Origin of the sequence: Roseinatronobacter alkalisoli, from assembly GCF_028745735.1 — a bacterium.
In the GTDB taxonomy this organism is placed as follows: Bacteria; Pseudomonadota; Alphaproteobacteria; order Rhodobacterales; family Rhodobacteraceae; genus Roseinatronobacter; species Roseinatronobacter alkalisoli.
This window is the reverse complement of sequence record NZ_JAQZSM010000014.1, coordinates 26,666-50,354: the sequence shown is the minus strand read 5'-3', so window position 1 is coordinate 50,354 and position 23,689 is coordinate 26,666. Positions and strand designations below refer to the sequence as shown.

17 protein-coding genes and 2 pseudogenes are annotated in these 23,689 nt (G+C 59.7%); 10 read left to right on the top strand and 9 right to left on the bottom strand.

The features are described 5' to 3' along the window. Positions 1 to 939: an FAD:protein FMN transferase gene (locus PUT78_RS14470; RefSeq protein WP_274352982.1), complete on the top strand. Its 939-nt coding sequence runs from the start codon at positions 1 to 3 to the stop codon at positions 937 to 939. A gap of 104 nt (positions 940 to 1,043) precedes the next feature. Here the strand turns inward: PUT78_RS14470 and PUT78_RS14465 are convergent, their stop codons facing one another. From PUT78_RS14465 to PUT78_RS14455, 3 genes and pseudogenes are all read right to left on the bottom strand, one after another. After that, positions 1,044 to 3,122, bottom strand: coding sequence for a hybrid sensor histidine kinase/response regulator (locus PUT78_RS14465; protein ID WP_274352981.1), 2,079 nt, complete (start codon positions 3,120 to 3,122; stop codon positions 1,044 to 1,046). Positions 3,123 to 3,570: 448 nt separating this feature from the next. Further along, positions 3,571 to 3,983, bottom strand: a pseudogene (locus tag PUT78_RS14460) (FAA hydrolase family protein); the annotation flags it as partial. 111 nt (positions 3,984 to 4,094) lie between these two features. Next, positions 4,095 to 4,511: pseudogene (locus PUT78_RS14455) on the bottom strand (aldehyde dehydrogenase family protein); the annotation flags it as partial. A gap of 112 nt (positions 4,512 to 4,623) precedes the next feature. On the opposite strand from PUT78_RS14455, the gene PUT78_RS14450 reads away from it, so the two are divergent. The 3 genes from PUT78_RS14450 (at position 4,624) to PUT78_RS14440 (ending at position 9,140) form a co-directional block, all read left to right on the top strand. Beyond that, positions 4,624 to 5,115, top strand: coding sequence for a YciE/YciF ferroxidase family protein (locus tag PUT78_RS14450; RefSeq protein WP_274352980.1), 492 nt, complete (start codon positions 4,624 to 4,626; stop codon positions 5,113 to 5,115). A 543-nt stretch (positions 5,116 to 5,658) separates the two neighbouring features. Beyond that, positions 5,659 to 7,053 carry a Bug family tripartite tricarboxylate transporter substrate binding protein gene (locus PUT78_RS14445; RefSeq protein WP_274352979.1) on the top strand — a complete coding sequence of 465 codons (1,395 nt, stop codon included), beginning with the start codon at positions 5,659 to 5,661 and terminating at the stop codon, positions 7,051 to 7,053. A 74-nt stretch (positions 7,054 to 7,127) separates the two neighbouring features. Next, positions 7,128 to 9,140 (top strand): tripartite tricarboxylate transporter permease, encoded by a 2,013-nt coding sequence (locus PUT78_RS14440; protein WP_274352978.1) that lies wholly within the window; start codon positions 7,128 to 7,130, stop codon positions 9,138 to 9,140. Positions 9,141 to 9,387: 247 nt separating this feature from the next. Here PUT78_RS14440 and PUT78_RS23810 read toward each other — a convergent pair whose 3' ends face one another. After that, complete coding sequence (locus tag PUT78_RS23810; RefSeq protein WP_420793503.1) at positions 9,388 to 9,696, bottom strand: hypothetical protein; 309 nt, start codon at positions 9,694 to 9,696, stop codon at positions 9,388 to 9,390. Between PUT78_RS23810 and PUT78_RS14435 the strand changes: the two genes are divergently transcribed. Further along, positions 9,666 to 9,869, top strand: a complete 204-nt coding sequence (locus PUT78_RS14435) for a hypothetical protein (protein ID WP_274352977.1) — start codon at positions 9,666 to 9,668, stop codon at positions 9,867 to 9,869. The two genes, PUT78_RS23810 and PUT78_RS14435, sit on opposite strands and share 31 nt — an antisense overlap. Before the next feature lie 370 nt (positions 9,870 to 10,239). Here the strand turns inward: PUT78_RS14435 and PUT78_RS14430 are convergent, their stop codons facing one another. Beyond that, positions 10,240 to 11,508: a mechanosensitive ion channel family protein gene (locus tag PUT78_RS14430; protein WP_274352976.1), complete on the bottom strand. Its 1,269-nt coding sequence runs from the start codon at positions 11,506 to 11,508 to the stop codon at positions 10,240 to 10,242. 419 nt (positions 11,509 to 11,927) lie between these two features. On the opposite strand from PUT78_RS14430, the gene PUT78_RS14425 reads away from it, so the two are divergent. The 4 genes from PUT78_RS14425 to PUT78_RS14410 all read left to right on the top strand — a co-directional run bounded on the left by PUT78_RS14425 (position 11,928) and on the right by PUT78_RS14410 (position 18,662). Next, on the top strand, positions 11,928 to 13,286 hold the full coding sequence (locus PUT78_RS14425) for a GntP family permease (protein ID WP_274352975.1): 1,359 nt from the start codon (positions 11,928 to 11,930) through the stop codon (positions 13,284 to 13,286). 111 nt (positions 13,287 to 13,397) lie between these two features. Next, entirely contained in the window at positions 13,398 to 13,985 is a 588-nt protein-coding gene (locus tag PUT78_RS14420; RefSeq protein WP_274352974.1) for an ImuA family protein, read from the top strand. After that, positions 13,900 to 15,360: a Y-family DNA polymerase gene (locus PUT78_RS14415; RefSeq protein ID WP_274352973.1), complete on the top strand. Its 1,461-nt coding sequence runs from the start codon at positions 13,900 to 13,902 to the stop codon at positions 15,358 to 15,360. Before PUT78_RS14420 ends, PUT78_RS14415 begins: the two co-directional genes overlap by 86 nt. After that, complete coding sequence (locus PUT78_RS14410; RefSeq protein WP_274352972.1) at positions 15,357 to 18,662, top strand: error-prone DNA polymerase; 3,306 nt, start codon at positions 15,357 to 15,359, stop codon at positions 18,660 to 18,662. Before PUT78_RS14415 ends, PUT78_RS14410 begins: the two co-directional genes overlap by 4 nt. Before the next feature lie 16 nt (positions 18,663 to 18,678). Here PUT78_RS14410 and PUT78_RS14405 read toward each other — a convergent pair whose 3' ends face one another. The 4 genes from PUT78_RS14405 to PUT78_RS14390 form a co-directional block, all read right to left on the bottom strand. Beyond that, positions 18,679 to 18,984 (bottom strand): hypothetical protein, encoded by a 306-nt coding sequence (locus tag PUT78_RS14405; RefSeq protein WP_274352971.1) that lies wholly within the window; start codon positions 18,982 to 18,984, stop codon positions 18,679 to 18,681. A 200-nt stretch (positions 18,985 to 19,184) separates the two neighbouring features. After that, the gene (locus PUT78_RS14400; RefSeq protein WP_274352970.1) at positions 19,185 to 19,955 is read right to left on the bottom strand and encodes an ATP-binding cassette domain-containing protein; all 771 of its coding nucleotides are present in this window, start codon (positions 19,953 to 19,955) and stop codon (positions 19,185 to 19,187) included. Beyond that, entirely contained in the window at positions 19,952 to 21,025 is a 1,074-nt protein-coding gene (locus PUT78_RS14395; RefSeq protein ID WP_274352969.1) for an ABC transporter permease, read from the bottom strand. The genes PUT78_RS14400 and PUT78_RS14395 overlap by 4 nt, the downstream gene beginning before the upstream one ends. Before the next feature lie 95 nt (positions 21,026 to 21,120). After that, complete coding sequence (locus tag PUT78_RS14390) at positions 21,121 to 22,149, bottom strand: sugar ABC transporter substrate-binding protein (protein WP_274352968.1); 1,029 nt, start codon at positions 22,147 to 22,149, stop codon at positions 21,121 to 21,123. Between the two features lie 182 nt (positions 22,150 to 22,331). Between PUT78_RS14390 and PUT78_RS14385 the strand changes: the two genes are divergently transcribed. After that, entirely contained in the window at positions 22,332 to 23,558 is a 1,227-nt protein-coding gene (locus tag PUT78_RS14385; protein ID WP_274352967.1) for an ROK family transcriptional regulator, read from the top strand. Positions 23,559 to 23,689: the final 131 nt, after the last annotated feature.

The window sequence follows — 23,689 nt, the reverse complement described above, 5'->3', positions numbered from 1 at the left end:
ATGCACAACCTGACCCGCCGCCGTTTTCTGGCCATAACTGCCGTTGCGCTTGCGGGCATTCCTGCGGCCACAGCGGCGCAGCATTTGCATCACTGGCGCGGGGTTGCGCTTGGGGCAGATGCTTCGATCACGCTGACCCACCCGGATGCACCCCGGATTGTCGCGATAGCCCGCCACGAGATCGCGCGACTGGAACGGATATTCAGCCTGCATACCCCCGGATCGGCGATTGAACGGCTGAATGCCACAGGGCGCTTGAAAGCGCCTGCGCCCGAACTGCTGGAATGCCTGAGCCACTGCGCGCGATTGTACCGTGCAACCGGCGGGCTTTTTGATCCGAGTATCCAGGCACTCTGGACCGTATATGCCCGCCATTTTGCGGGAACGGGGCGCGCGGATTTGCCCGATGCCGACATACGCGCTGCGGCGTTGGCGATGGTGGGGTTCGACCGGTTGCAGCTTGACCCTGCGGAAATCCGGATTGAACATGGCACTGCGCTTAGCCTGAACGGGATCGCGCAGGGTTATATCGCCGACAAGGTAACAGCGCTTCTGCACGCGCAGGGATTAGGGAACGTGCTGGTCAATACCGGCGAATTCAGGGCATTGGGGCACGCCCCGGATGGTAAGCCATGGCAGATTGGCCTGCGGGCAGGGCGGGATGTCCTGTCCCGGCGCGCGGCGTTGCAGGATGCCGCGCTGGCCAGTTCCTCGGCACAGGGAATCAGCTTTGACCGGCATGGTCGTGCAGGTCATATCCTGAACCCGAAAACCGGCCTGCCGGCGCCCGCATATTGGTCACTTGTAAGCGTGACCGCCCCACAGGCATGGCTGGCCGATGGGTTGAGCACGGCATTTTGCCTGATGGACCGGCATGCAATTGCGCAGACACTCCGCCTGTTTCCGGAGGCGCGGATTGAGCGGCTGGTGCCGGTGTGACGGGCCACACCCGGCGCAGTGAAGCGCCCCCTGCATTTCCTGGTGCGCGGTGTTTTCAGGGCGCTGGTATTGCGCTGGCAAGACGACGCACACCGGTTTGGCAGCTACTCGGGAATGCAGTAGCGGCGATCCTCATCTGCGTTGTGGTTCCCGGCTGTGGCAACAGTCGGGGTATTCACAGACTTGATCTGGCGCAGAAGCGCTTTTTCAAGTGTCACGCGCTGGATTGGTTTTGGCAATACATCAATAAACCCCGCTTTCGCATAGCTTTCCATCTGTTCCTTCATGACATTTGCGGTTGCTGCTATTGCGCGGGGTGCAGGACGCCCTGTTGTTGCGCTATAGCGCTGCATATTTTGCAATGCGGCAAAGCCGTCCATTACCGGCATTGATATATCCATCAGGATCAGGTCGAAATCAGTATTCTGCCACAGTTGGTACGCTTCTGCACCGTTTTGGGCAAAGACCGCCTGCACGCCAAGCTTCGTGAGCATAAGCGAGAGGATCTTGCGGTTCGTGGCATTGTCTTCGGCAACCAGCAGGTGGCAGCTTTTCAGGTGACCGGGCAGGATGCTGTCCCCATCTTCAGGCGAAATTTCTGGCGGTTGCCGGGCCGTGCCCCCGAACATCAACGGGACGGCCAGCTGGATGATAATCTCTGTGCCAAGCCCAAGTCTGCTGGCAACGGTCACATCCCCCTGCATGGCATCAACCAGATATCTGACGATCGACATGCCAAGCCCTGTGCCGCCGAAACGTCTGGTGGTGCCCGCTTCTGCTTGTTCGAACGCAAGAAAGAAGCGGGAAATCTGTTCTTCCGTCATTCCGATGCCGGTATCCGTGATACGAAAGACAACATGACCGGGATCTTCCGCATCGACGTTTAGTGTTATATGCCCCGTTTCGGTAAATTTCACGGCATTCCCCAGAACATTATGCAGTATCTGCAGTACGCGCGTCTCATCCCCTAACCTGTAATCCGCGTAGCCTGCGCCATACGTGGTCCGGAGGGTGACACTTTTGGCCTGCGCGATCGGGCGGTGCAGGGCCTCTGCGTGTTCAATAACGTCAGCCAGCCGGAAAGGTCTGGAAACCAGCTTCATTTTCCCGGCTTCCACGCGGGCAAGATCAAGGATGTCATTTATCAGGGACAACAGGTTTTTACCCGACTGCCGGATCGTTTCCAGCATCTCTTGCTGCGCGGCGTCAAGTCGGGTGTCTACCAGAAGGTCCGCCATGCCCATGACGCCGTTCAACGGGGTGCGGATTTCGTGGCTCATATTGGTCAGAAACTCCGATTTTGCCTTGCTGGCGGCTTCAGCGGTGACAAGCGCGCCTTCAAGGTCAGTCGCTAGCCGGCGCACGGCGAAGACCCCGCCGCCAAGCACCGCGAGCAACAGACCCAGCGCGAGTGCGATCGGCGGGATGGCGGAAATAATTGCACGGGTGCCGGGATCGGGCAGTGACCATACTATCCAAGCCGGATTGTCACCTGCCACATTGAGGTTATAACTTGCCCGCGCTTCGTCGGGGACAGACTGAACACGGACATCCGAGAGCAGTAGCGTGTCTGCCATATGGCGCGAAAGCTGGTGCGGGACAGCTATACCGAACACAAGATGCGATGACGGAAGAACAGCATCCGGCACGGATGTATGTGGCATGACAATATCAACGCTGAGCAGCCAGAGTTCGTCGCCGATCCAGCGAAACGCTGTGATGGGAAAGTCATTTGTTGCAGGATCATCGTCGGCGACAAGGGATTGGGCAAATGCAAACGTTTGCGCGAAATCTGCCGCGGGGGGCGGCCTGATATCGGCGGCCAGCCAGTGCAGCGGATCATCCAGCGGGCTACCGCCCAGAATGATGAGTTGCGCGACGCCGTCACCATCAACGCCAGCGCCGACATTCTCATCCAGCCATGCAATGTCCTGCCGCTGCAAGGCATGATAATGCTCCGTCCAGTTGGAATAGTCGATACTGTTGGCTTTCAGTCGCGCGACAATGGATTCGACGCCGTGCTCCACCCGCTGGAAGGCATCCTGACGCGCTTGCGCGTTGAAGTCTGATGCAAGCCTTACCGCCACCCATGACAATGTGCCCACCGTGATGGCCAGCGCGAAAATGGTTGTAAGAGCCAGCAACGCTGAGAGCCGTTTCGGCGCAGGCAATTTAGCGTTCATGTGAGTTTCACTTTTCAGAAATACGATGATGGCGCAATGAAGTTAAGAACTTCTTAAGTGCAAAGGAAATGATCGCGTGAAGGAAAGGACACTGGGTGTACGTACCACTTTGTGACGAAGTGTCACGCAGATTGCGTCCGATCCATTTTCCGCTTGGCCGAAGGATATCGGTATGGTTCCCGGTACTACGGAAATGCTGACGCCTGCTGATTACGCTGACGGCAGTTCCGCCGCAGGCGGGTTCAATGCGCCCGTTCCCACTTGGCCGGTTGGCCATGCCGCCGCCGTGCCTGTTTCAGGACAAGCGCGCCCGCGCGGTGGCCGTAGCATTCCGGATGTTGCGCGCCAACAGGGTCACGTCGATATTGGCGGCAATAAAGCGTGCACCGATGGCGCGGCATTCCTGCTGAAGTGCCGGGTCGAGCGTGAAGATTCCAGCGGCTTTGTCGGCCGCCACGATCTTTCTGATGGCATCCGGAACCACGCCTGCATTGACGGCGTTGTCACTGATCGTGTCAAAGACAGTGCGGGTTTGGCCGGTTCCGGGATCGTTGCGCAGTATGCGGGTATTCAGAATTTCGAGAGCGGGGCAACATAGTCCGTCGCGGCCAGAACGTCGGCGCGGGTCGCATTGCTACCACCGGTGGCGCTTTTCATGACGAAGGCAATCTCCGGCTCGACCCTCGGTTGAATGAACCGGTCCTTGGGCACGGTTGCGCCATGTTCGGACAGCATGTCGTCAAACAGGATATCGCTGTCGGGAATGTCGATGTTCATTGCATATTGCATCGTCTTGAAGGTCGTGCAGATTTTCCAGCCAACCACCCGGCACCCCTGTGCGATCTTGGCGCGACAGATTGCGTTGTCTGGTCATGATGCGCACGGCGCACGGGTGCGCTGCGTCCTGCGAAGTTGTGCGCCCGTGTCGGTGGTATGTTTGTTCCGGGGTGCGAACTGGTCCCGGTCCATGCGCTATTCTCCAGCCCCGATGCCGCCCATGCAGATATATTTGGCTTTAAGGAAATCATCGAGGCCGTGGCGGGATCCTTCCCGCCCAGGGCCAGACATCTTGACCCGGCCGACGGGCGCTTTGGCAGTTGAAATCAGCCCGGTGTTCACACCAACCATGCCATAATCCAGCGCCTCGGAGACGAATCTGAACAGGGGCGCGACGGGGCCGAATGTTTCCTCTCTGGCGATTGCCATATCGGCGGTCAAGCCGGTCAGGATCGTGGGCGCGCATTGGGCATAGAGCTTTGCGCCAACTTCGGTCGATCCTGTGAAGGTCAGTTTCCGCATGATTGGGCGGTCGGTTATGGCTTGTCCGATCTCGCGGGCTGAACCAGTGATGACCGAGAACAGCCCGGCGGGTAATCCCGCCTCTTTCGCGGTGCGCATCCGGTTGTTGGCGCCGAAGGGGGCGGGCGCATGAAACCACCCGGCGCTTGCATGCGTTGTCTTGGTACAACCCACATCCGGGTCCAATCCGAAGGAGTTCCTCATGCAAAGTCTGAAAGATGTCTATATTCATCAATTACAAGACCTTCACAGCGCCAACAAGCAAGCGCTAAAAGCCGTGCGCAATCTGGTCAATGCTGCTGCCAGCGACAATCTGAAGCGCGCCCTTGAACGTGGGGTCAGCGGGATCGAAGATGGCACCGGCAAGCTGGAGACACTTATTCGTGCGCATGACGCCGACCCGGACGGCGCGCATTGCAAAGGTATGGAAGGCCTAGTGCGCGAAGCGCGCAGCCATGCGCTGAAGGAAGAGTTCGACGATGATGCCGTCCGTGACGCGGTGATCATCACGCAGTATCAGCGCATGGCGCATTATGCGATTGCCGGTTACGGCTGTGCCGCCGCCTTTGCCAAGCAACTCGGGCTGCCAAATGAGGCACAAACACTGAGCGGAATGCTGGACGCCGCCCATTCCGGTGACGAAACCATGTCCGATATCGCCGAGCAGAAGGTAAATCAGCGCGCTGCCTTGTGACGCAAACATACAGGTGCAGGGCTTCCGGGCGGCACATTCATGACCGCCCGGAAACTGTTCAGACAATCCGCAGCGGAACTTGTTAACCGTATGTGACAGCTATGTGCGCCTGATGCCGTAACGTATTGTATTGGTTGAAGATGGGGTGGGCGCTATCGGCTACCCTTCGGGTTTTTCAGTGGCCAACGTGGGCTTTTTTGTCTGTCTGCACATCTTGGCCCATCCGGGCAAACACTTGAACCGCGCCCCGGTCGGTAAAAATCATTTGCTATATATGCGCGAAAAATGCGTTGGTTCTGCGAATGAAAAGGCTTCATGCCTTTGTTTTTATTTGATTAATATTGACTGCAAATTTCGCAACGCTTCTGTGATCATATCATATGAAAACGCAAGGTCTGCGACAGGCCGCAACCATCCACGAAGGGACCGGCTTAATCTGATCAGGCGGTGCTTAGGATAATTTGTTAATCAAACATACAGTTGACATGGATACCTATTAACGCATACCTCTAATTTATGGTGCGCATTTGGGAGGAAGGCGTCATGAGAAATGCGGACAGACTGAGCCTTGATAAAATGGGCGATGTCCTTTCAGCCGACGCACATACACTGGCCTGTTGCAGCGGTGGCCCTGCAGTAGTGGCTTTCGATCTGTCGGCGACGCCTGCAGGCCGGAAGGAAAACGACATTGCGCCCGGCCCGGTTTCGGCCAGCCTGCGCACTGACAATAGCTGCATACCCGACAACTGGAATGCCAACCTGACGCGACCGTTGTGTCAGTTTCAGCAAGTAGCCCGCCATAGTGGGGCGAACCCGATGGTGCCGGGCATGTCACTTGCGCCAAGTAAGGGGGTGCGCGGTGACGCGCACCCCATCCCTACCAACATCATCACGGGAGGAGACATGATGAAACGTACACTCACGGCAATCTGCACTGCTGGGATTGCGCTTGGCGTGGGGTTTGCCGCGCTGGATGCCAGCGCCCAAACCGCAGAGGATTTCTATGCAGGCAAGACCATCCGGCTGATCAGTTCCACCGGGGCGGGCGGCACAATGGATCTGTATCTGCTGCTGTTCATGAAATACGCGCAGAAACATCTTCCTGCGGGAACCGAAATGGTGCTGGAGCATCGCACAGGTGCGGGTGGCATCGTCGGCATGAACCACATGTTTACGGCCGCCAACAAGGACGGCACTGAATTTGGCATGCCCACCCCGTCCATTGTGACCAACACATTCACACAGCCCGACGCAACGCGCTATGTGCCGAATGAGTTTACAGCGCTCGGGCGGCTGGTTGACCTGCCGCGCGTTTATGTGGCCCGCGCTGACAGCGGCGTTTCCACATTTGAAGACGCCATGGAAACGCCGCTGTCGCATTCCATCCTGGCGATCGGCACATCGACCCATCAGGTTATGGCGGCGGCGAATGACGTGATCGGTACACAGTTTCGCGCCGTCCCCGGATATTCTGGCGGTGGCCCCGCATTTCTGGGTATGGAACAGGGCGAGGTGCAGTCCACCACAGCGGAACCTGCGAACCTGCTGGTAAACAAATGGCATCTGGTTGAAGATGGCACGCTGAACATACTTGGTTGGGTCGGAATTGACCCGATTGACGGGCTTAGTGATTACCCCAGTCTGCTGGACCTGACCCCGGACGACCACGCGCTGCGCGGTGTAGTGGAAACAGTCAGCAACACGGCAGCCATCGGCCTGTCACTGATCATGCCACCGGGCGTGCCACAGGAGCGCACGGATTATATCCGCGATCTACTGGATACGGTCATGCGTGATCCGGAACTGCTGGCAGAGGCCGCCGAGCGTCAGATACCCATCAATCATGCGACAGGCGCGTGGCTGCAGGAACGTCTTGAAGCGGATATGGGCCAGCCGGAAGACGTGCGTGACTGGTTCCTTCAACTGTCACAGCAGTAGTCGGACTGCGCAAATAAGGCGCGCAGGTACGCGCGCCTTATACGACGGGTCGCTATGGGGCGATAAGGGGTATCATGGAAGTCATTTCCCAATTCTCGGCCGTTCTGGCCGGTATATTTTCCAGTCAGATCATCCTTTATATCATGCTTGGCGCGGTTATCGGTACGCTGATTGCAGTTCTACCGGGCATTGGAGGGTTGTCGGGGGTTGCGCTTTTGCTGCCGTTCACCTTCGGGCTGGACCCTTATACCGCGATTGCGTTTTTGCTGGCGACACTGGCTGTCACATCCACCGCGGATTCAATTCCTGCAATTCTGTTCGGCGTGCCGGGTACGCCTGCATCCATGGTAACAGTGCTGGACGGGCACCCCATGGCAAAACGCGGTGAAGCTGGCCGGGCCATGGGGGCTGCGTTCACGTCATCCGTACTCGGGGGAATTTTCGGGGCGGCCGTATTGCTGGCTACTATCCCCTTCATCATGCCGGTTATGATGCGGGCAACATCGCCGGAATTGTTGGGGCTGGTCATTTTCGGACTGGCCATGGTGGCTGCGGTCAGTGGTCAGTCACTGGCGCGTGGTATCGGTGCAGCCTGTCTTGGGGTTTTGCTGGCATATATCGGCCAGGACCCACAGACCGCGACCCTGCGCTGGACCTTCGGGCAGGTATATCTGTGGGACGGGGTGGGCATTCTGCTGGTCGCGCTTGGCATTTATGCGCTTCCGGAACTGGTGGATATGGCCATTCTTAATACCCGGATTGCCCAGACTGAAAAAGAGAACAGCAGCGCCCTGAACGGTGAATGGCAGGGCGTGAAAGATGCCTTGTCGCACCCGTGGCTGATGACGAAATCTAGCGGGATCAGCGCGGTTCTGGGCGTAGTTCCCGCTATTGGCGCAGCGGTTATTCCGTGGCTGGTTTATGCCTATGTGTCGGCCACAACGCGCGGTAAATCACAATTCGGCAATGGCGATGTGCGCGGTGTCATTGCGGTTGAATCATCCAATAACGCGACTGTCGGCGGCGCGTTGCTGCCCACGCTTACCTTCGGCATTCCCGGTTCTGCGCCGATGGCGCTTATTCTGGGCGGGCTGCTGTTGCACGGAATCGCACCTGGTCCGGATATGCTGGTCGGCAAAATTGACTTTACCTATATGATGATAGCGACAATCGTGGTTGCGAATATCTTTGGTGGCTTTCTGGCCTTCGGGTTGACACGCTGGCTGGCGAAGCTGGTCTTTGTGCGCTCGTCCATTCTGGTGCCGATCATGCTGAGCATTGTCATGATCGGGGCTGTGCAATCCTCGCGGTCCTGGGGTGATGTGATTGCCGTGATCCTTATCGGAATACTGGGTTGGCTGATGAAACGCGCCCGCTGGTCGCGCGCGCCGTTTTTTCTGGCGTTCATTCTGGCACCGCTTGTGGATCGGTATTTTCATATATCGATGAACATTCACGGCTGGGACTGGGTTGCGCGCCCCTTCGTCTGGCCCATGCTGGTGGGGAGCCTGCTGTTTGTCGTGATGCTTATGTTGCGCCGTTTTTTCCAGGCCAGACGCCGGAATGAGGATCGCGCGCCTGCTCAATGGCGCGTTGAATTCCGGCCAAGCGCGGATTTGCTGTTCAGCGTGGGGGGGCTTGCAGTCACCTTCGCGGCCTTTGTAACATCTCTGGCGTGGACCTTCCGGGCCGGTATATTGCCGCAAATCGTTTCCGGGCTGGGGATTGCGTGTTGTGTCATTGCCTTGGTCACATGTGTGCTGCATCGCAGGGTGCCGGACGCAGCGACCGCGACAGAGGGTAATTTCGATATAGAGACAGATTTCGGCCAGATGACGCAAAAAACCGTCAGTTGGCGTGCCGGGCTGTTTCTTGGCGCGCTATGTGTCATGTGTGGTCTTGGCTGGCTGATCGGACTGCCAGTGGCGCTGATCGGGTTCGTTCTGCTTGCGATGATTGCGATGGGCGAACGCCCGATCCAGGCGTTCGTCATATGTGTGGCGACAAGCGTTGTGGGGTGGGCGCTGTTTGAAAAATTCCTGCGGCTAAGCTGGCCCAACCCGCTTTATCAGCTTTTCGGCGGCTAGAATCTTTCAGGATTGCACAGAAGCATAGCCTGCGTTTTTGATGTAGTTTGCACACTCGTCAGGGATGAAGTGGTTGAGGATCGGTCCGACGGTGCGCCATAGTGTGTCTTGCGAGTAGGGTGGCGCATTGTGCTTCCAGTGTTTGAGCTTCGCGAATGTGAGGGGGTGAAGGCCATGCGTTCGAGAGCGCCGCCGATCCCGTTCCCCCCGCCCGAAACCGGCGTGACCTTGCGAGCAAACTGCTCACTTATGCCGTGACCTTTCCTGGAATCACGACACCTGCCGCGACCCGGGCATCAAGTTGGGCCAGTGCGGTATCGCAGAATGGAGCATCGTTGATATGAGAATCGAGAACCGTCCTATCGACCCGGCCCGCCATTTCGCGCTCGGTCTCCGCTATGCATGCAGTCTGCCCCTCGGGATGATGCGCGGCCTCGCCCGGGGGATCCCACGCCTCAATCCCGGCTTTCGGTAGAATGAAATGCATTGGCCCTTTGCCCCGGCTAGCCGATCCGCACGGCCCGGGTGGCCAAGATCGGCGCGCTGGCGGGGCGATGGACCGTTCGCTCAGACTACATCGTCAATCAGGCGATTGAGCAGTATATCGAAGCCAACACCTTGCAGATGCAGCGGATCAGTGACGGTATTGCCGCCGCGTGCGACAGCAAGGTCGCGCCTACGGGTGAGGTCTTTGGCGGGATAGCCGCAATGCACGGCCGGTCAGGCTGAAGCAGCCTGAGTTTCCGACCTTGGGCTACCCCGGAAAACACCCCGAGACGCGGGAATTCAGCATTGCAGATTTGCCCCACCTGATCACCCATGGCGCGATCAGACCCCGGATCGTCAGGCCCACAATGGAAATCTGTTCACCCCATCGCCCAAAGGACGCATCCATTCGAAGATGCTATCGCGCGCGCGAGTGCCATCGGCAAAGGTGCTGACATGATCCATCCTCCCAACCAAGATGAAGCATAAATTCGCAGACTTGGAAAACCCAGGATTCAGGGCCCTTCCGGAACGCACTAGCGCAGGACGATGTCTGGTCGTGTTCGAATCCGGTTCGCGCCGTCGCGTGTTCGCGCATCAGCTCCGGCGCGTTTCACCGGCTGAGCAAGTCGCCCTGATCGCTGCCTTCTACAGGTGTCCGGAGTTGCTCGGGGGTGACACCGCTGGCGGGGACAAGGGCATCATCCGGTGGCGTGTCAGGTCCGATGCCAACCGGCGCATCAGAACGGCTGGACACTTCTTTGCCATGCAAGCTGCGCAGGATCTGCCGCAGCAAGCGTGAACGTAACCGTTGAGGCGACGTGGCTTGCCCGTCAAACCAGTAGTGCACGACCACCTTCATGTCCTCAGGCCCAAGCGCATCAATCAGGATCAGGGGTGCCGGATCGGCGGAGAGAGCTGCCTCGGCGCGGGCCACTTCGGCAATGGCGGCCTTCAGTTGCGCCAGCTCTGTCGTATGCGGCAGCGTCAGTTCGATGATGTCGCGGCGGGTCGGGTTGATGGTGAAATTCTCGATGGTGGATTTGAAAACCACTGCGTTGGGGATCTGGATGTGATTTCCATCCGCAGATGCAAGGACAGTGCTGCGTGTATTCATACTGTGTACCACGCCCTGATGGCCCGCAACCGCGATCAGATCGCCGCGCCGGAATGGTTGCCGGAAGCTTAACAGCACAGACGCAAGGAAATTCTCGACAATATCGCGAAAGGCAAACCCGATGACGATCCCCAGCACCCCCGCGCCCCCGATCATCGACAGCGCAAGCTGCGTCAGACCCGCAACCTGAAGGATAAGATAGATGCCGATAAACAGCACCGGAAGCGAAATGGCGCGTGCGGCAAGATTGGCGGTGAAGGTCGATGCCATGCGTGGGGTCAGCAGGTAGCGCGCCAGCCGGTGTACCTGACGCGAGGTGATCCAGGCCAGCGGCAGGACAAGAATGGCCACGATGACCGAGGGGATCAGCCGCAGGGCTGCGTCGCCAAGCGCGCGCAATTCGCGCCAGGCCGGGGTCAGGGTCAACTCGACTTCGTAGTCGACCTGCACACGGTTCACGACAGCAACAACGCCTGCGGTATTGGCTGCCAGTTCTGCCGCCCAGGCGCGCCGTTCAGCAGTTCGGGTTGTGCCATCCATGAAGACAATCCCGTCCTCGACGCTAACCCGTGGCGCATCGAACCAGCCTGTGGTTTTCAGGATACCTTCGATCCGTTGCGCAATACGGTCATCGCTCGGGCCAGTGTCCACGGCGACAGCCTGTCCGCTCGGGGTCAGTTCAATGGCTTCTTGCTGTGTCTGTGCTGATACGGGCATGGCGACAGCCAGGGCCAGCCAGAGTCCGGGCAGAAGGGGCAGGAGCATGCGGGTGGCAAGGTTGCTTCGGCGTATTGCGCAGATTTTACCTGCCTTTTGGCCATGTGGCGTGGTCAGGGACCAGCGTGTAATTCTATGCCACATCGGCTACCTCTCTGTCAGTGCGTCACCAGAAATGTCCTGCAGGAATTAAATGCGCGATTAGCATTTGCGGGGGCAGTCCGCCTGATTACGGCCTGCTCGCATACCATTGCCTGCGCAGATATCATCCTCTGGCCAGCGCAGGATAGCGTATTGCGCGCGCCGGTGCCAGCGAGCTTGGCCATCTCAGGTATTGTCTGCGCTGCTGTGCTTGTGTCTGGTCCGCCACGCGGGCGCCTGTACGCACACGTGCGGTGACGGGCACATGCCAGCACTCGCATCTGGTCGTCAACTCAGCTATGCTGCACCGCAGCAGGAGAGATGACATGGCGGTTTTTCTGATCCTTTTCGCATTGGTATTACTGATAGCCGGGGCATGGCGCGGTGTTTCGGTACTGGTGCTTGCACCTGTTCTGGCCTTGCTTGCAACGCTGGCATCCGGCGCGCCTGTATTGGCCGGATATACGCAGGTTTTCATGCAGGCGGCGGGGGGTTTTGTGGTGGGTTTCTTTCCACTGTTCCTGCTGGGAGCGCTTTTTGGCAAGGTAATGGAGGCATCTGGCGCTGCGACGCGGCTTGCATCTGCTATTGCTTCGGCCCTTGGTCCGCAAAACGCAATTCTGGCCGTGATTCTGGCATGTGCGGTGCTGACCTATGGCGGGGTGTCATTGTTTGTGGTGGCTTTCGCGGCGTGGCCATTGGCGCGTGCATTATTCGCCCAAACAGGACTGCCGGCGCGGCTGATCCCCGCGACCATTGCGCTGGGGGCCTTTACCTTTACCATGACGGCCTTGCCAGGCACACCATCGATTCAGAATGCGATCCCGATGGCGACTTTCGGCACGACACCTTTTGCTGCCCCCGGTCTGGGGGTGATTGCGGGTGTTGTCATGCTGGGTCTGGGGCTGATCTGGTTGCAGATACGGGTGCGCGTGCTTGCGGGTGATGCCCCGCCGGAAGCGCCAGATGTCCCGCCCGGTGCCCGACCCTTGCCGCTTTGGGTCGCATTGGCACCGATCCTGTCGGTGGGGGTGGTTACGTTGGCCATGGGCAGTCTCATCCTGCCTGCGCTGGATACCGGATATCTGGCCGATCCGACCTATGGCGCGACGGAATTGTCGCGGGTCAAGGGGCTGTGGTCAGTGATCACGGCGCTTGGTGTGGCACTGACGCTGGCGCTGATTCTCAGTCGTCCACCACAGATCAAGCAAGTGCTGAATGCAGGGGCAGAATCCGCACTTCTGCCATTGTTCAATACCGCGAGCCTTGTGGGTTTCGGCGCGGTCATCGCTGTCCTGCCGGGATTTGAGGTCTTGCGGGAAAGTCTTGAAGGGTTGTCGGGCGGGAATGTCCTGATCTCGGCGGCGCTGTCATCAGGGGCGCTGGCGGGTATCACTGGCTCGGCTTCAGGGGGGATGTCGATTGCGCTGGATGTTCTGGGATCATCGCTGCTGTCGCAGGCCGCACTGCAGGGGGTTGATCCCGCACTTTTACACCGGGTTGTCGCGGTCGCGACCGGGGGGCTTGATACGCTGCCCCATAACGGTGCGGTGGTCACACTTCTGGGGATATGTGGTATGACGCATCGACAGGCTTATGGCGATATTTTTGTCATCGCGGTGCTGGTGCCCACGATTGCCTGCGTGCTGATCATCGGGCTTGGGATGGTGTTCGGCAGTTTCTGACCGGTCGGTCATGCGTTCCCCTGCATATGCAACGCTGTCACCGGGGCTTTAAGTCACTTATCTGGCATTCTGCGGTTTGAAACGCCTGCGTTTGTGCCATAGATTGGGGGTATGTCATCTGATCTGCCCCTTGCGTTCCCGCTGCGCGCCGCCCGTGTCCATGAAGTATCCGGCCCCGGTGCCACGGCGTTTGCGTCCATACTTGCTGCAAGGGCAGGGGGGGTGGTGCTTTGGGTGCGCGAAAACCGGCTGGCTGATGTGCTGCATCCACCCGGCCTTGTTGCTTTTCTTGATCCTGCACGGCTACTGCTGGCGCATACGCGCAGCCAGACCGACAGCCTTGCCGTGGCCGAAGAGGCGCTGAAGGATGGCGCGGTGCCGCTGGTCGTGATCGAGATTACCCATCCGCTGGATCTGAGCGAGGGGCGCAGGCTGCAACTGGCGGCGCGGGCAGGCAATACCATGGGGTTATGCCTGATTCCCGAAGGGATGGGGTCCAATGCCGCCGAAACCCGCTGGCATGCCACCCCCGCCCTTGACCAGAACAGAAGCGACTCGACTCTGATGCGCTGGGAAATTATTAAGAACAAATCGGGAACACTTGGGGCCTGGCATGTTCGATGGGATGAACAGACGCATCGTCTGCATGTGGTTTCCCCGGCTGGCGACAGACCGGGTTCTGCGGGCATATCCGGTTGATGGCCCCTTTGCGCTGACCCTGCGGCACGACAATAGCGAACGGCTTTATTGCCTGAATGCCCATGCCGAACAGGCGGGGCTGCACCGGGACATGTCGCTGGCGGATGCCCGCGCCTTCTGCCCGGATTTGCTGTGTCGCCCTGCGCGGCCTGATCTGGATGTCCGTTTTCTGGCGGTGCTGCGCCGTTGGGCGCTGCGCTGGTGTCCCTGGGTCGGGAATGATGGGGCGGATGGTCTGGTGCTGGATATCAGCGGCGCGGCCCATCTGTGGGGCGGCGAGGCGGCGCTGCTGGCGAATATGCACACCCGGCTGGGCAAAGCGGGGCTGGCGGTGCGGCTGGGGCTGGGCTGCACGCGCGGCGCGGCCTGGGCGCGGGCGCATTATGGCACGCAGGAACAGGCGCTGGACGAACTGCCGGTGGCGGCGCTGCGGCTGGATAATGCGACCTGCATTGCGTTGCAGCGGCTGGGGCTGCGCAGTATCGCTGATGTGTCGGGCGCGGCGCGGGCACCGCTTGCCCGCCGTTTCGGACCGCATCTGTTGCAACGGTTGGATCAGGCGTTTGGCCATATCCCCGAACCGATCGCCCCCGCGACTGAGCCGCCGCATTACGGGGTGCGCCTGACCCTGCCAGATCCCATCGGTCTGGTCGCGGATGTCATGGCGGCGACTGCACGCCTGCTTGACACGTTATGTGCGAAGCTGCACGCGCAAGGGGCAGGCGCGCGGCAACTGGTGCTGACCCTGCGCCGGGTGGATCAGGGCAGCCAGCAGGTGGAATTGCGTCTGGCCGCAGCCATGCGCGCGCCCGCACGTATCCTGCCCTTGTTTGAACGTGGCGTGGCAACCGTCGATGCCGGTTTCGGCATTGACCAGCTCCGGTTGGAAGCGACGCTGGTAGAACCGCTTGCTGCGCAGCAAACAGGGCTGAGTGCTGCACCCCAAAGCCCCGACCGGCTGGCCGATCTGATTACCCGGATTGGCACCCGCATCGGGCTGGAAAATGTGCAGCGTTTCCTGCCCGCTGACAGCCATATTCCCGAACGCAGCTTTCTGATCGCGCCTGCTGCCCATAGCGCGCCTGAAAGTGGCTGGCGCAGTGGCAAGTCCCGCCCGCTGCGCCTGTTCGCACCGGAAGTGATTGTGGCCACGGGCAGCACGCCGCCTGCGCGGTTTCGCTGGCGGCGCGTGGCCTTTGCCACGGCGCGCGCCATCGGGCCAGAACGGATTGCGCCGGAATGGTGGCTGGATGATGCGACCTGGCGGTCAGGGATGCGCGATTACTGGTGCGTTCATACCCATCAGGGCCGCAGGCTGTGGCTGTTTTACACGCCGCAAAACCCCGGATGGTATGTGCAGGGGGAATTCGCATGAGCTATGCAGAGTTATGCGTCACCTCGAATTTCACCTTCCTGACTGGCGCGTCACATCCCGAAGAACTGGTGTTGCGCGCGGCGGAACTGGGGCTGGCGGCCATTGCCATCACGGACCGCAATTCGTTGGCAGGGGTGGTGCGCGCATGGTCGGCCCTGAAAATTCTGCGCGAGGAGGCGTGCAAGGGGTTGCCGGTCCGGTCGTCAACGCGCATGGACGCCTCATCACGTCAGCAGATTTCGGCACGCGAATTGCCATATCCGGACCTGCCGGATTTGCCGAAGCTGATTGTGGGCGCGCGGCTGGTGCTGGGTGATTGCCCGGTGGACTGGATCGCTCTGCCCACCGACCGTGCAGCATATCACCGGCTGGCGCGGTTGCTGACACAGGGCAAGCGCCGCGCCGCCAAGGGCGAATGTCATCTGGTTCTGCGCGACCTTGAAAAGGGCTGTCAGGGCATGATCCTGATTGCCTTGCCGCCTGCCGATCCGACACTGGCTGAAACCCCGCTGAAGGTGTTGCAATCACGCTATCCCGGACAGGTATTTCTGGGCGCGGCCCCGCGTTATGACGGCAGCGATCAGGGCTGGTTTGATGCCTGCGCGCAACTGGCGCAGCACACCAGCGCGCCAATGGTGGCCGTGGGCGATGTGCTGATGCACCGCGCTGCGCGCCGCCCGCTGGCCGATGTGCTGACATGCCTGCGCGAAGGGATCACCATTGACCGGATTGGCACCCGCGCGCTGCCCAATGCAGAACGTCGCCTGAAGGGCCATGCCGACATGGCGCGTCTTTATCGCCGCCACCCCGCCGCGATCCGGCGCACGCTGGAGATTTCAGGGCGCTGCGCATTTGATCTGGGGCAGCTCAGCTATGAATACCCTGACGAGATTGCGCAGGGAGAGGCCCCGCAAGCGCGGCTGGAACGGTTGGCGCGCGAAGGCATGGCGCGGCGTTATCCGCAAGGCGCGCCGCAACGGGTGCAGGGGTTGATGGCCAAGGAACTGGCGCTGGTGGCAGACCTGAACTACGCCGCCTATTTCCTGACAGTGCATGACATCGTGGCCGAGGCGCGCTCGCGCGGCATTCTGTGTCAGGGGCGGGGGTCTGCCGCCAATTCCATCCTGTGCTACCTGTTGGGTATCACCGATGTCAGCCCTGACATGATAGGCATGGTGGTTGAACGTTTCATTTCGCGCCACCGCGCCGAACCGCCCGATATTGACGTGGATTTCGAACATGAACGCCGCGAAGAGATCATCCAGTGGATCTATGACCGCTACACGCGTGACCGTGCCGGTCTGTGCGCCACGGTCATCCATTTCCGCACCCGTGCCGCCATCCGCGAAGTGGGCAAGGTCATGGGGCTGAGCGTGGATGTCACATCCGCGCTGTCCGGCCAGATATGGGGATACTCGAATGGCGGGGCCGATCCTGCACGCCTGTACGAACTGGGGCTGGACCCGCGCGACAGCCGCCTGTCCCTGACCCTGCGCCTGATCAGGGAAATCATCGGTTTCCCGCGTCATCTGAGCCAGCATGTCGGCGGGTTCGTCATTACCAAAGGCAGGCTGGATGAACTTTGCCCCATTGAAAATGCCGCGATGGCGGGGCGCACGGTTATCGAATGGGACAAGGATGATATTGACGCACTGGGCATCCTGAAGGTTGATATCCTGTCGCTGGGTATGCTGACCTGTATCCGCAAGGCGTTTGATTTATTGCAAACCCATGCGCAAACCCGCCTGACACTGGACACCGTGCCGCAGCAGGACCCCGCCACCTATGACATGTTGTGCCGTGCTGATGCTGTGGGCGTGTTTCAGGTGGAAAGCCGGGCGCAGATGAATTTCCTGCCCCGGATGAAGCCGCGCGAATTCTATGATCTGGTGATCGAGGTGGCCATTGTGCGCCCCGGCCCCATTCAGGGGGGCATGGTCAAACCCTATATTCGTCGTCGGCAGGGGCTTGAAACCCCCGAACCCTTTGGCCCGGCGCTGGAACAGGTGACGCGCAAGACGCTGGGCGTGCCGTTGTTTCAGGAACAGGCCATGCAGATTGCCGTCGTGGGTGCAGGTTACACCGCAGAAGAAGCGGACAGGCTGCGCCGCTCGCTGGCGTCATTCCGGCGCATGGGTACAATTGGCGCGCATCGCGAACGCTTCATCAACGGAATGCTGAACAATGGCTATGCGCGTGACGTGGCCGAAGCCTGTTTCGCCCAGATCGAAGGGTTTGCCGATTACGGATTTCCCGAAAGCCATGCAGCGGCCTTTGCTATGCTGACCTATGTGTCATCATGGCTGAAATGCCACCATCCGGCGATCTTTGCCTGCGCATTGCTGAATTCCCAGCCGATGGGGTTCTACGCGCCTGCCCAGATTGTGCGCGATGCGCGTGACCATGGTGTGGATGTGCGCCCGGTTTGTGTGAACCGTTCGCAATGGGACAATATCCTGGAACGGCGCGGTGATGGTGCATTGGCGCTGCGGTTGGGATTTCGCCAGATCAGGGGGTTTGGGCACGATGATGCTGACTGGATTGTTGCGGCACGCGGCAATGGTTATCCTGACCCCGAAAACCTGTGGCTGCGGGCAGGGGTGGCACCTGCGGTGCTGGAACGCCTGGCAGAGGCGGATGCCTTTGCAGGGGCGGGTCTGACACGGCGCGCGGCGCTTTGGGCAGTCCGCGCCATCCGCGCGCCCGCGCCGCTGCCGCTTTTCGCCGATCCGATTGATGGCGAAGGGCTGCGTGAACCGGTCGTGCCCCTGCCTGCCATGCATCTGGGCGAGGAAATGGTCGAAGATTACATCGCCCTGCGCCTGAGTCTGCGCGCCCATCCGATGGAATTGTTGCGCCCCGCCATTGCGGGGCTGACCCCGCATGACCGGCTTGTCACTGCGCCACTTGGGCGGATATCGGTCTGCGGGCTGGTGATTACCCGCCAGCGCCCCGGCACCGCGTCGGGCGTGATATTCCTGACGCTGGAGGATGAAACCGGCGTGTCCAATGTGGTGGTCTGGCCGAAAACCTATGCGCGATTCCGGCGGATTGTCATGGGCGGGCGACTGCTGCGCGTGACAGGACGACTGGAGCGCGAAGGGATTGTGGTGCATCTGATCGCCGATCAGATCGAGGATCTTTCGCACCGTTTGTCAGAGCTTGGCCACCCGCTGGACAGTGTTATCGGCCTGACTGCGCCGCAGACCGATGATGCCCCCCGCCCGCCGCGCTATCCGCCCCGCGCCCACCATCCGCGTGAACAGGCCAAGCGTCTTTTCCCAAGCCGCGATTTCCATTGAGAACTGAGATATGGCGTCAGTAGGGGGCGAACAGCGCCACCAACATGCGCAGCATGATCGGTACAAGCACGATGAAGACCATCACCATGGGCAGTGCCCGCGCCAACCGGGCAGGCCTGCCCGCTGCGCCTTTGGCCATGCGCGCCGCAGTAAATGCCAGCAACAACGCCAGGATGAACCCGATCAGCCCGATCCAGATAAAGGTGAATCCGCGCGTAGAACCGTCGCCCGATGGTTCCAGAAACAGGAATGCCAACAGCGTCCCGGCAACCACCACACACCAGGCTGCCAATGGCAACAAGAACATCTTTGCTCCGGGCATCCTTGCGACTCCTTGTTTGAATACCGGTACAGCAATTACCGGCCTGGACGCAGATTAGCAGATTTTCTGAACGTCACATCCAGCAAAATGAAATGGCGTCGCACAGGAATATGGGCAGGGCCGGTACGGCAGTTTCCGTTTCCGGCCCTTGATCGGGACTCAATGGTGCGGCGTTAACCCGAAGGGGCACGCGCCACCATTCATGCCGCTTCGGGTCGTTTCGCGCCGGTCATATAGGCCACGGCATCGGACATCGAATGTTCTTTCGGGTCGATTACGCAAAGTCGCTTACCCAGTCGATGCACATGAATGCGGTCAGCCACCTCGAAGACATGGGGCATGTTGTGGCTGATAAGCACAATCGGAATCCCGCGCGATCTTACGTCAAGGATCAGCTCCAACACCTTGCGGCTTTCTTTCACGCCCAGTGCTGCGGTAGGTTCGTCAAGGATCACCACCCTGGAACCGAACGCTGCCGCACGCGCCACCGCCACGCCCTGGCGCTGCCCGCCCGAAAGCGTTTCAACCGGCTGGTTGATATTCTGAATGGTCATCAGCCCCAGATCATTCAGCTTGGTGCGGGCAAATTGCTGCATGGCGGGCATGTCAAGCATGCGCAACCACTGCCCCAGCGGCCCCGGTTTACGCAATTCACGCCCGATGAACATGTTTTCCACGATGGACAGGGCAGGCGACAGGGCAAGCGTCTGATAGACGGTTTCAATACCCGCTTCGCGCGCCTGCAACGGCGAGGTGAAGCTGATGCGCTGCCCCTCCAGGGTGATTTCCCCTTCATCAACGGTCACGGCCCCTGACAATGCCTTGATCAGGCTGGATTTTCCTGCGCCGTTGTCACCGATCACGGCCAGAATTTCGCCCGGCATCAGGTCGAAATCGCAGTGATCAAGGGCCGTGACGCGCCCATAACGCTTGACCAGTCCGCGTGCCTTCAGAATGGGTTCCTGTGTCATGCTGAGACCTTTCTGATCCATTGGTCAATTGCGACCGCAATGATGATAAGCCAGCCGATGGCAAAGACCTGCCACAGCACATCCACCCCCGCCAGACGCAGGCCGGACTGGAACACCCCCACGATAAGCGCGCCAAACAGCGCCCCCATGATGGACCCGCGCCCGCCAAACAGGCTGATGCCGCCGATCACCACCGCCGTGATGGATTGCAGATTCCCTTCATAGAAGGACTGAGGCGAAATTGATCCCACCCGCCCGATACTGGCCCAGGCCGCGAGCGCACAGATGAAACCCGCCAGCGCGTAAACCGAAATCAACATGCGGTCGGTGCGGATGCCTGCCAGTTCGGCGGCGTCCTTGTCATCGCCCACCGCATAAACATGTCGCCCCCAGGCGGTTTTGTTCAGCAAATACCATAATGTCGCAAAGACAAGCACCATGAGGATTGACCCATAGGTGATATTTGCCCCGCCAACCCGGAAGGAATTGCCAAAGAATTTCAACAGCGGTGCCATCTGGTCGATATCCTGACTACGGATCGACTGCGCACCTGATAACCACAGACTCAGCGCAAAGAAAATGTTCCATGTGCCCAGCGTGACAATGAAGGGGGGCAGGCGCAGTCGTGTGACCAGCAGCCCGTTCAACATCCCTGCCAGTGTGCCAAGCGTGAAAGATGCCATGATCGCCAGGGACGGGGGCACGCCCAGCGTGATCGCCAGCTTGCCCGATACCACGGACATCAACACCATGATTGCGGCTACCGACAGGTCAATGCCCGCAGTCAGAATGATAAGGGATTGCGCTGCTGCCAGAATGCCGATGATGGACACCTGTTGCAGAATCAGCGACAGGTTAAAGGGCGTAAAGAAACGCTCGCCCGCCAGAATGCCGAACACAACAAGGCTCAGCGCCAGAACGATAACGGGCACCATGGTCGGATGAGAATGCAGAAAATGCTGCACATGGCCAAGCAAGGTGCGTTTTGGTCCTTCGAACTCTGCCAGCTGGGCATCTGCGCTGCCAAGCGCTTGCTCATACTCAGCGGTATTGCGTGGGGTGTCGGACATCTGCGGCCTCCGGCTGGGCTGGAATGACATATCCCTGCCGCCCTTATAGCACGGGCGGCAAGGTCTTGGTCATGTTTCAGGAACGAATGGTCAGATCAGCCCCAGCAGCGGGTCAGACCTTCTTCGGATGTGATTGATGGAATGCCTTCCACCGGGTTGTCGGTAACCAGTTCCACACCTGTGTTGAAAAAATCCAGACCATCGGTGTTTTCCGGCGTTTCGCCGGTTTCGGCATAGGCCTTGATGGCTTCGATACCTTTGGCGGCCATCAGCAGCGGAAACTGCATCGATGTCGCCCCGATGATACCTTCGGCCACATTCTGCACACCGGGGCAGCCCCCGTCCACAGATACGATCAGCACGTCATCCTGACGCCCGACTGAACGCAGCGCTTCATATGCGCCGGCCGCTGCCGGTTCGTTGATGGTATAGACCAGATTGATGCCGGGGTCGCGCTGCAACAGGTTCTCCATTGCGGTGCGCCCGCCTTCTTCATTGCCGTTGGTCACATCATGGCCGACAATACGCGGGTCATCTTCGTCGCCGATCACGGTTGGATCTTTTACATCAATGCCAAAGCCGGTCATGAACCCCTGATTGCGCAGGTAATCGACCGAAATCTGGCTGGCATTCAGGTCCAGTGTGGCGATTTTCGCGTCGGCTGCATCGTCGCCCATTTGGGCAAGCGCCCATTCCCCGATCAGGACACCGGCCAGAAAATTGTCGGTCGCAAAGGTTGAATCGGCTGCATCTGCGGGTTCCAGCGGGGTGTCGAGCATGATGACAAGAACACCGTTTTCACGTGCCTGTGTCACTGCCGGAACCAGCGCGCGGCTGTCATTCGGCGTCAGCAAAATGCCACTGGCACCGCCTGCGACGCAGCTTTCGATAGCCGCGATCTGCGTTTCCACGTCCCCGTCCAGACGCCCGGCATGGGTTTGCAGATTTATCCCGAGTTCGGCCGCAGCGGCGACAGCGCCTTCGCGCATTTTCACAAAGAACGGGTTGGTGTCGGTTTTTGTGACCAGGCAGGCGCTGATTTCAGCGCTCGCAGGGCTGGCAAGCAATGCGGTGCTGGCAACAGCACCCATCAGTGAAAGTTTCAGTCCGGATTTGAGTGTCATTCTGTTCCTCCCAGGAATGCAATGCGCGGGGCTGGTGTCAGTGCTTGTGTTACCGTCCGGCCTGTCGCGGTGATCATAAGAAACCGTAGAATCGCATCTGTGTCAATAAATAAATCACTTTTATTTAGTATTGACAGAATACGCGTTTATCTCGCAATCATAGAGGCAGCAGAAGGTGACATATGAACGAAAATTCCGGTCAAACCCCATCGTCGCAAAGCATGCGCGGCTCGAATCAGTCTGGTTTGCGCGCCTGGAATGAACGCTTGCTGTTCACCCTGTTGCATACGCAGGGCGCCATGCCGAAAGCCGAAATCGCCCGTGTCACAGGGCTTTCGGCGCAGACGGTTTCCGTCATCATCCGCGCATTGGAACAAGACGGGTTTCTGGAAAAGGGCGATCCGGTCCGTGGGCGAATCGGGCAGCCTTCGGTGCCTATGTCGCTGGCGGCGAACGGGGCCTATTTTCTGGGACTCAAGATCGGGCGGCGTTCCAGTGAGATGATCCTGATCGATTTTCATGGCGCGATCCGCGACCGCAGGATGCTGCGCCATGACTGGCCCGAACCCAAGGCCGCGCGCGCCTTTGCGCTGAAGGCCGCGCATGAACTGGTGCAAAGGTTGCCGGAACATGACCGCGCGCGCGTGGCCGGAATGGGGATCGCGCAGCCGTTTCAGATATGGGACTGGTCTGAAACGATTTCCGCCCCGCAGGCGATGATGGACCGCTGGCGCGATTGCGATCTATGCGCCGATCTGGGCGCGCAATTGCCTTATCCGGTGTTCCTGCGCAATGACGCCAGCGCGGCTTGTGGGGCGGAACTGGTTTTCGGCACCCGTGCCATGCCGCGGGATTTTGTATATTTCTACATCGGTTTCTTCATTGGTGGTGGTGTCGTCCTGAACGGGGCGTTGCATACTGGCGAAAGCGGAAATTCCGGCGCATTGGGGTCGATGCCGGTGCGCGCGCCTGATGGCAGGACTGTCCAGCTGATCGAGCTTGCCTCGATCTTTTCGCTGGAACAGCGGCTTGTAACCGAAGGGCTGGATCCCGACCTTTTGTGGACGGACCCACAGGATTGGCCTGTGCCGGATCATCTGATTTCCGACTGGATTGCCCGGGCTGCGCAGGCGATTGCACAGGCGACTGTCGCCTGCCTTGCCGTGATCGACTTCAAGGCCGTTGTGATTGACGGTTGGTTCCCGCCCGCTATCCGCAGGCGTCTGCTGGAAAGTGTGCAAGCTGCAATGAACGCGCAGAACCTTGCGGGTATTGATCGGCCCCTTATCAGCGAGGGCAGTCTGGGCAGTGACGCCCGCGCGCTTGGGGCGGCGGCGCTTCCGCTGACAGATCGCTTCCTGATCACCACAGAGGTGGGTCTGGGGAACGGTCAGACTTCGGGCGATTAATGGTTCCGCATATCAAGTAGGAACGCAAAACTGGCCAGTTCCGACCTGGTGCAGGGGTTAGGAATATCCCAAACTGCGCAACCGGCAGGCCGTGAAACGGCCCGCCGATGGCATGGGCCACCTTGCGGGTT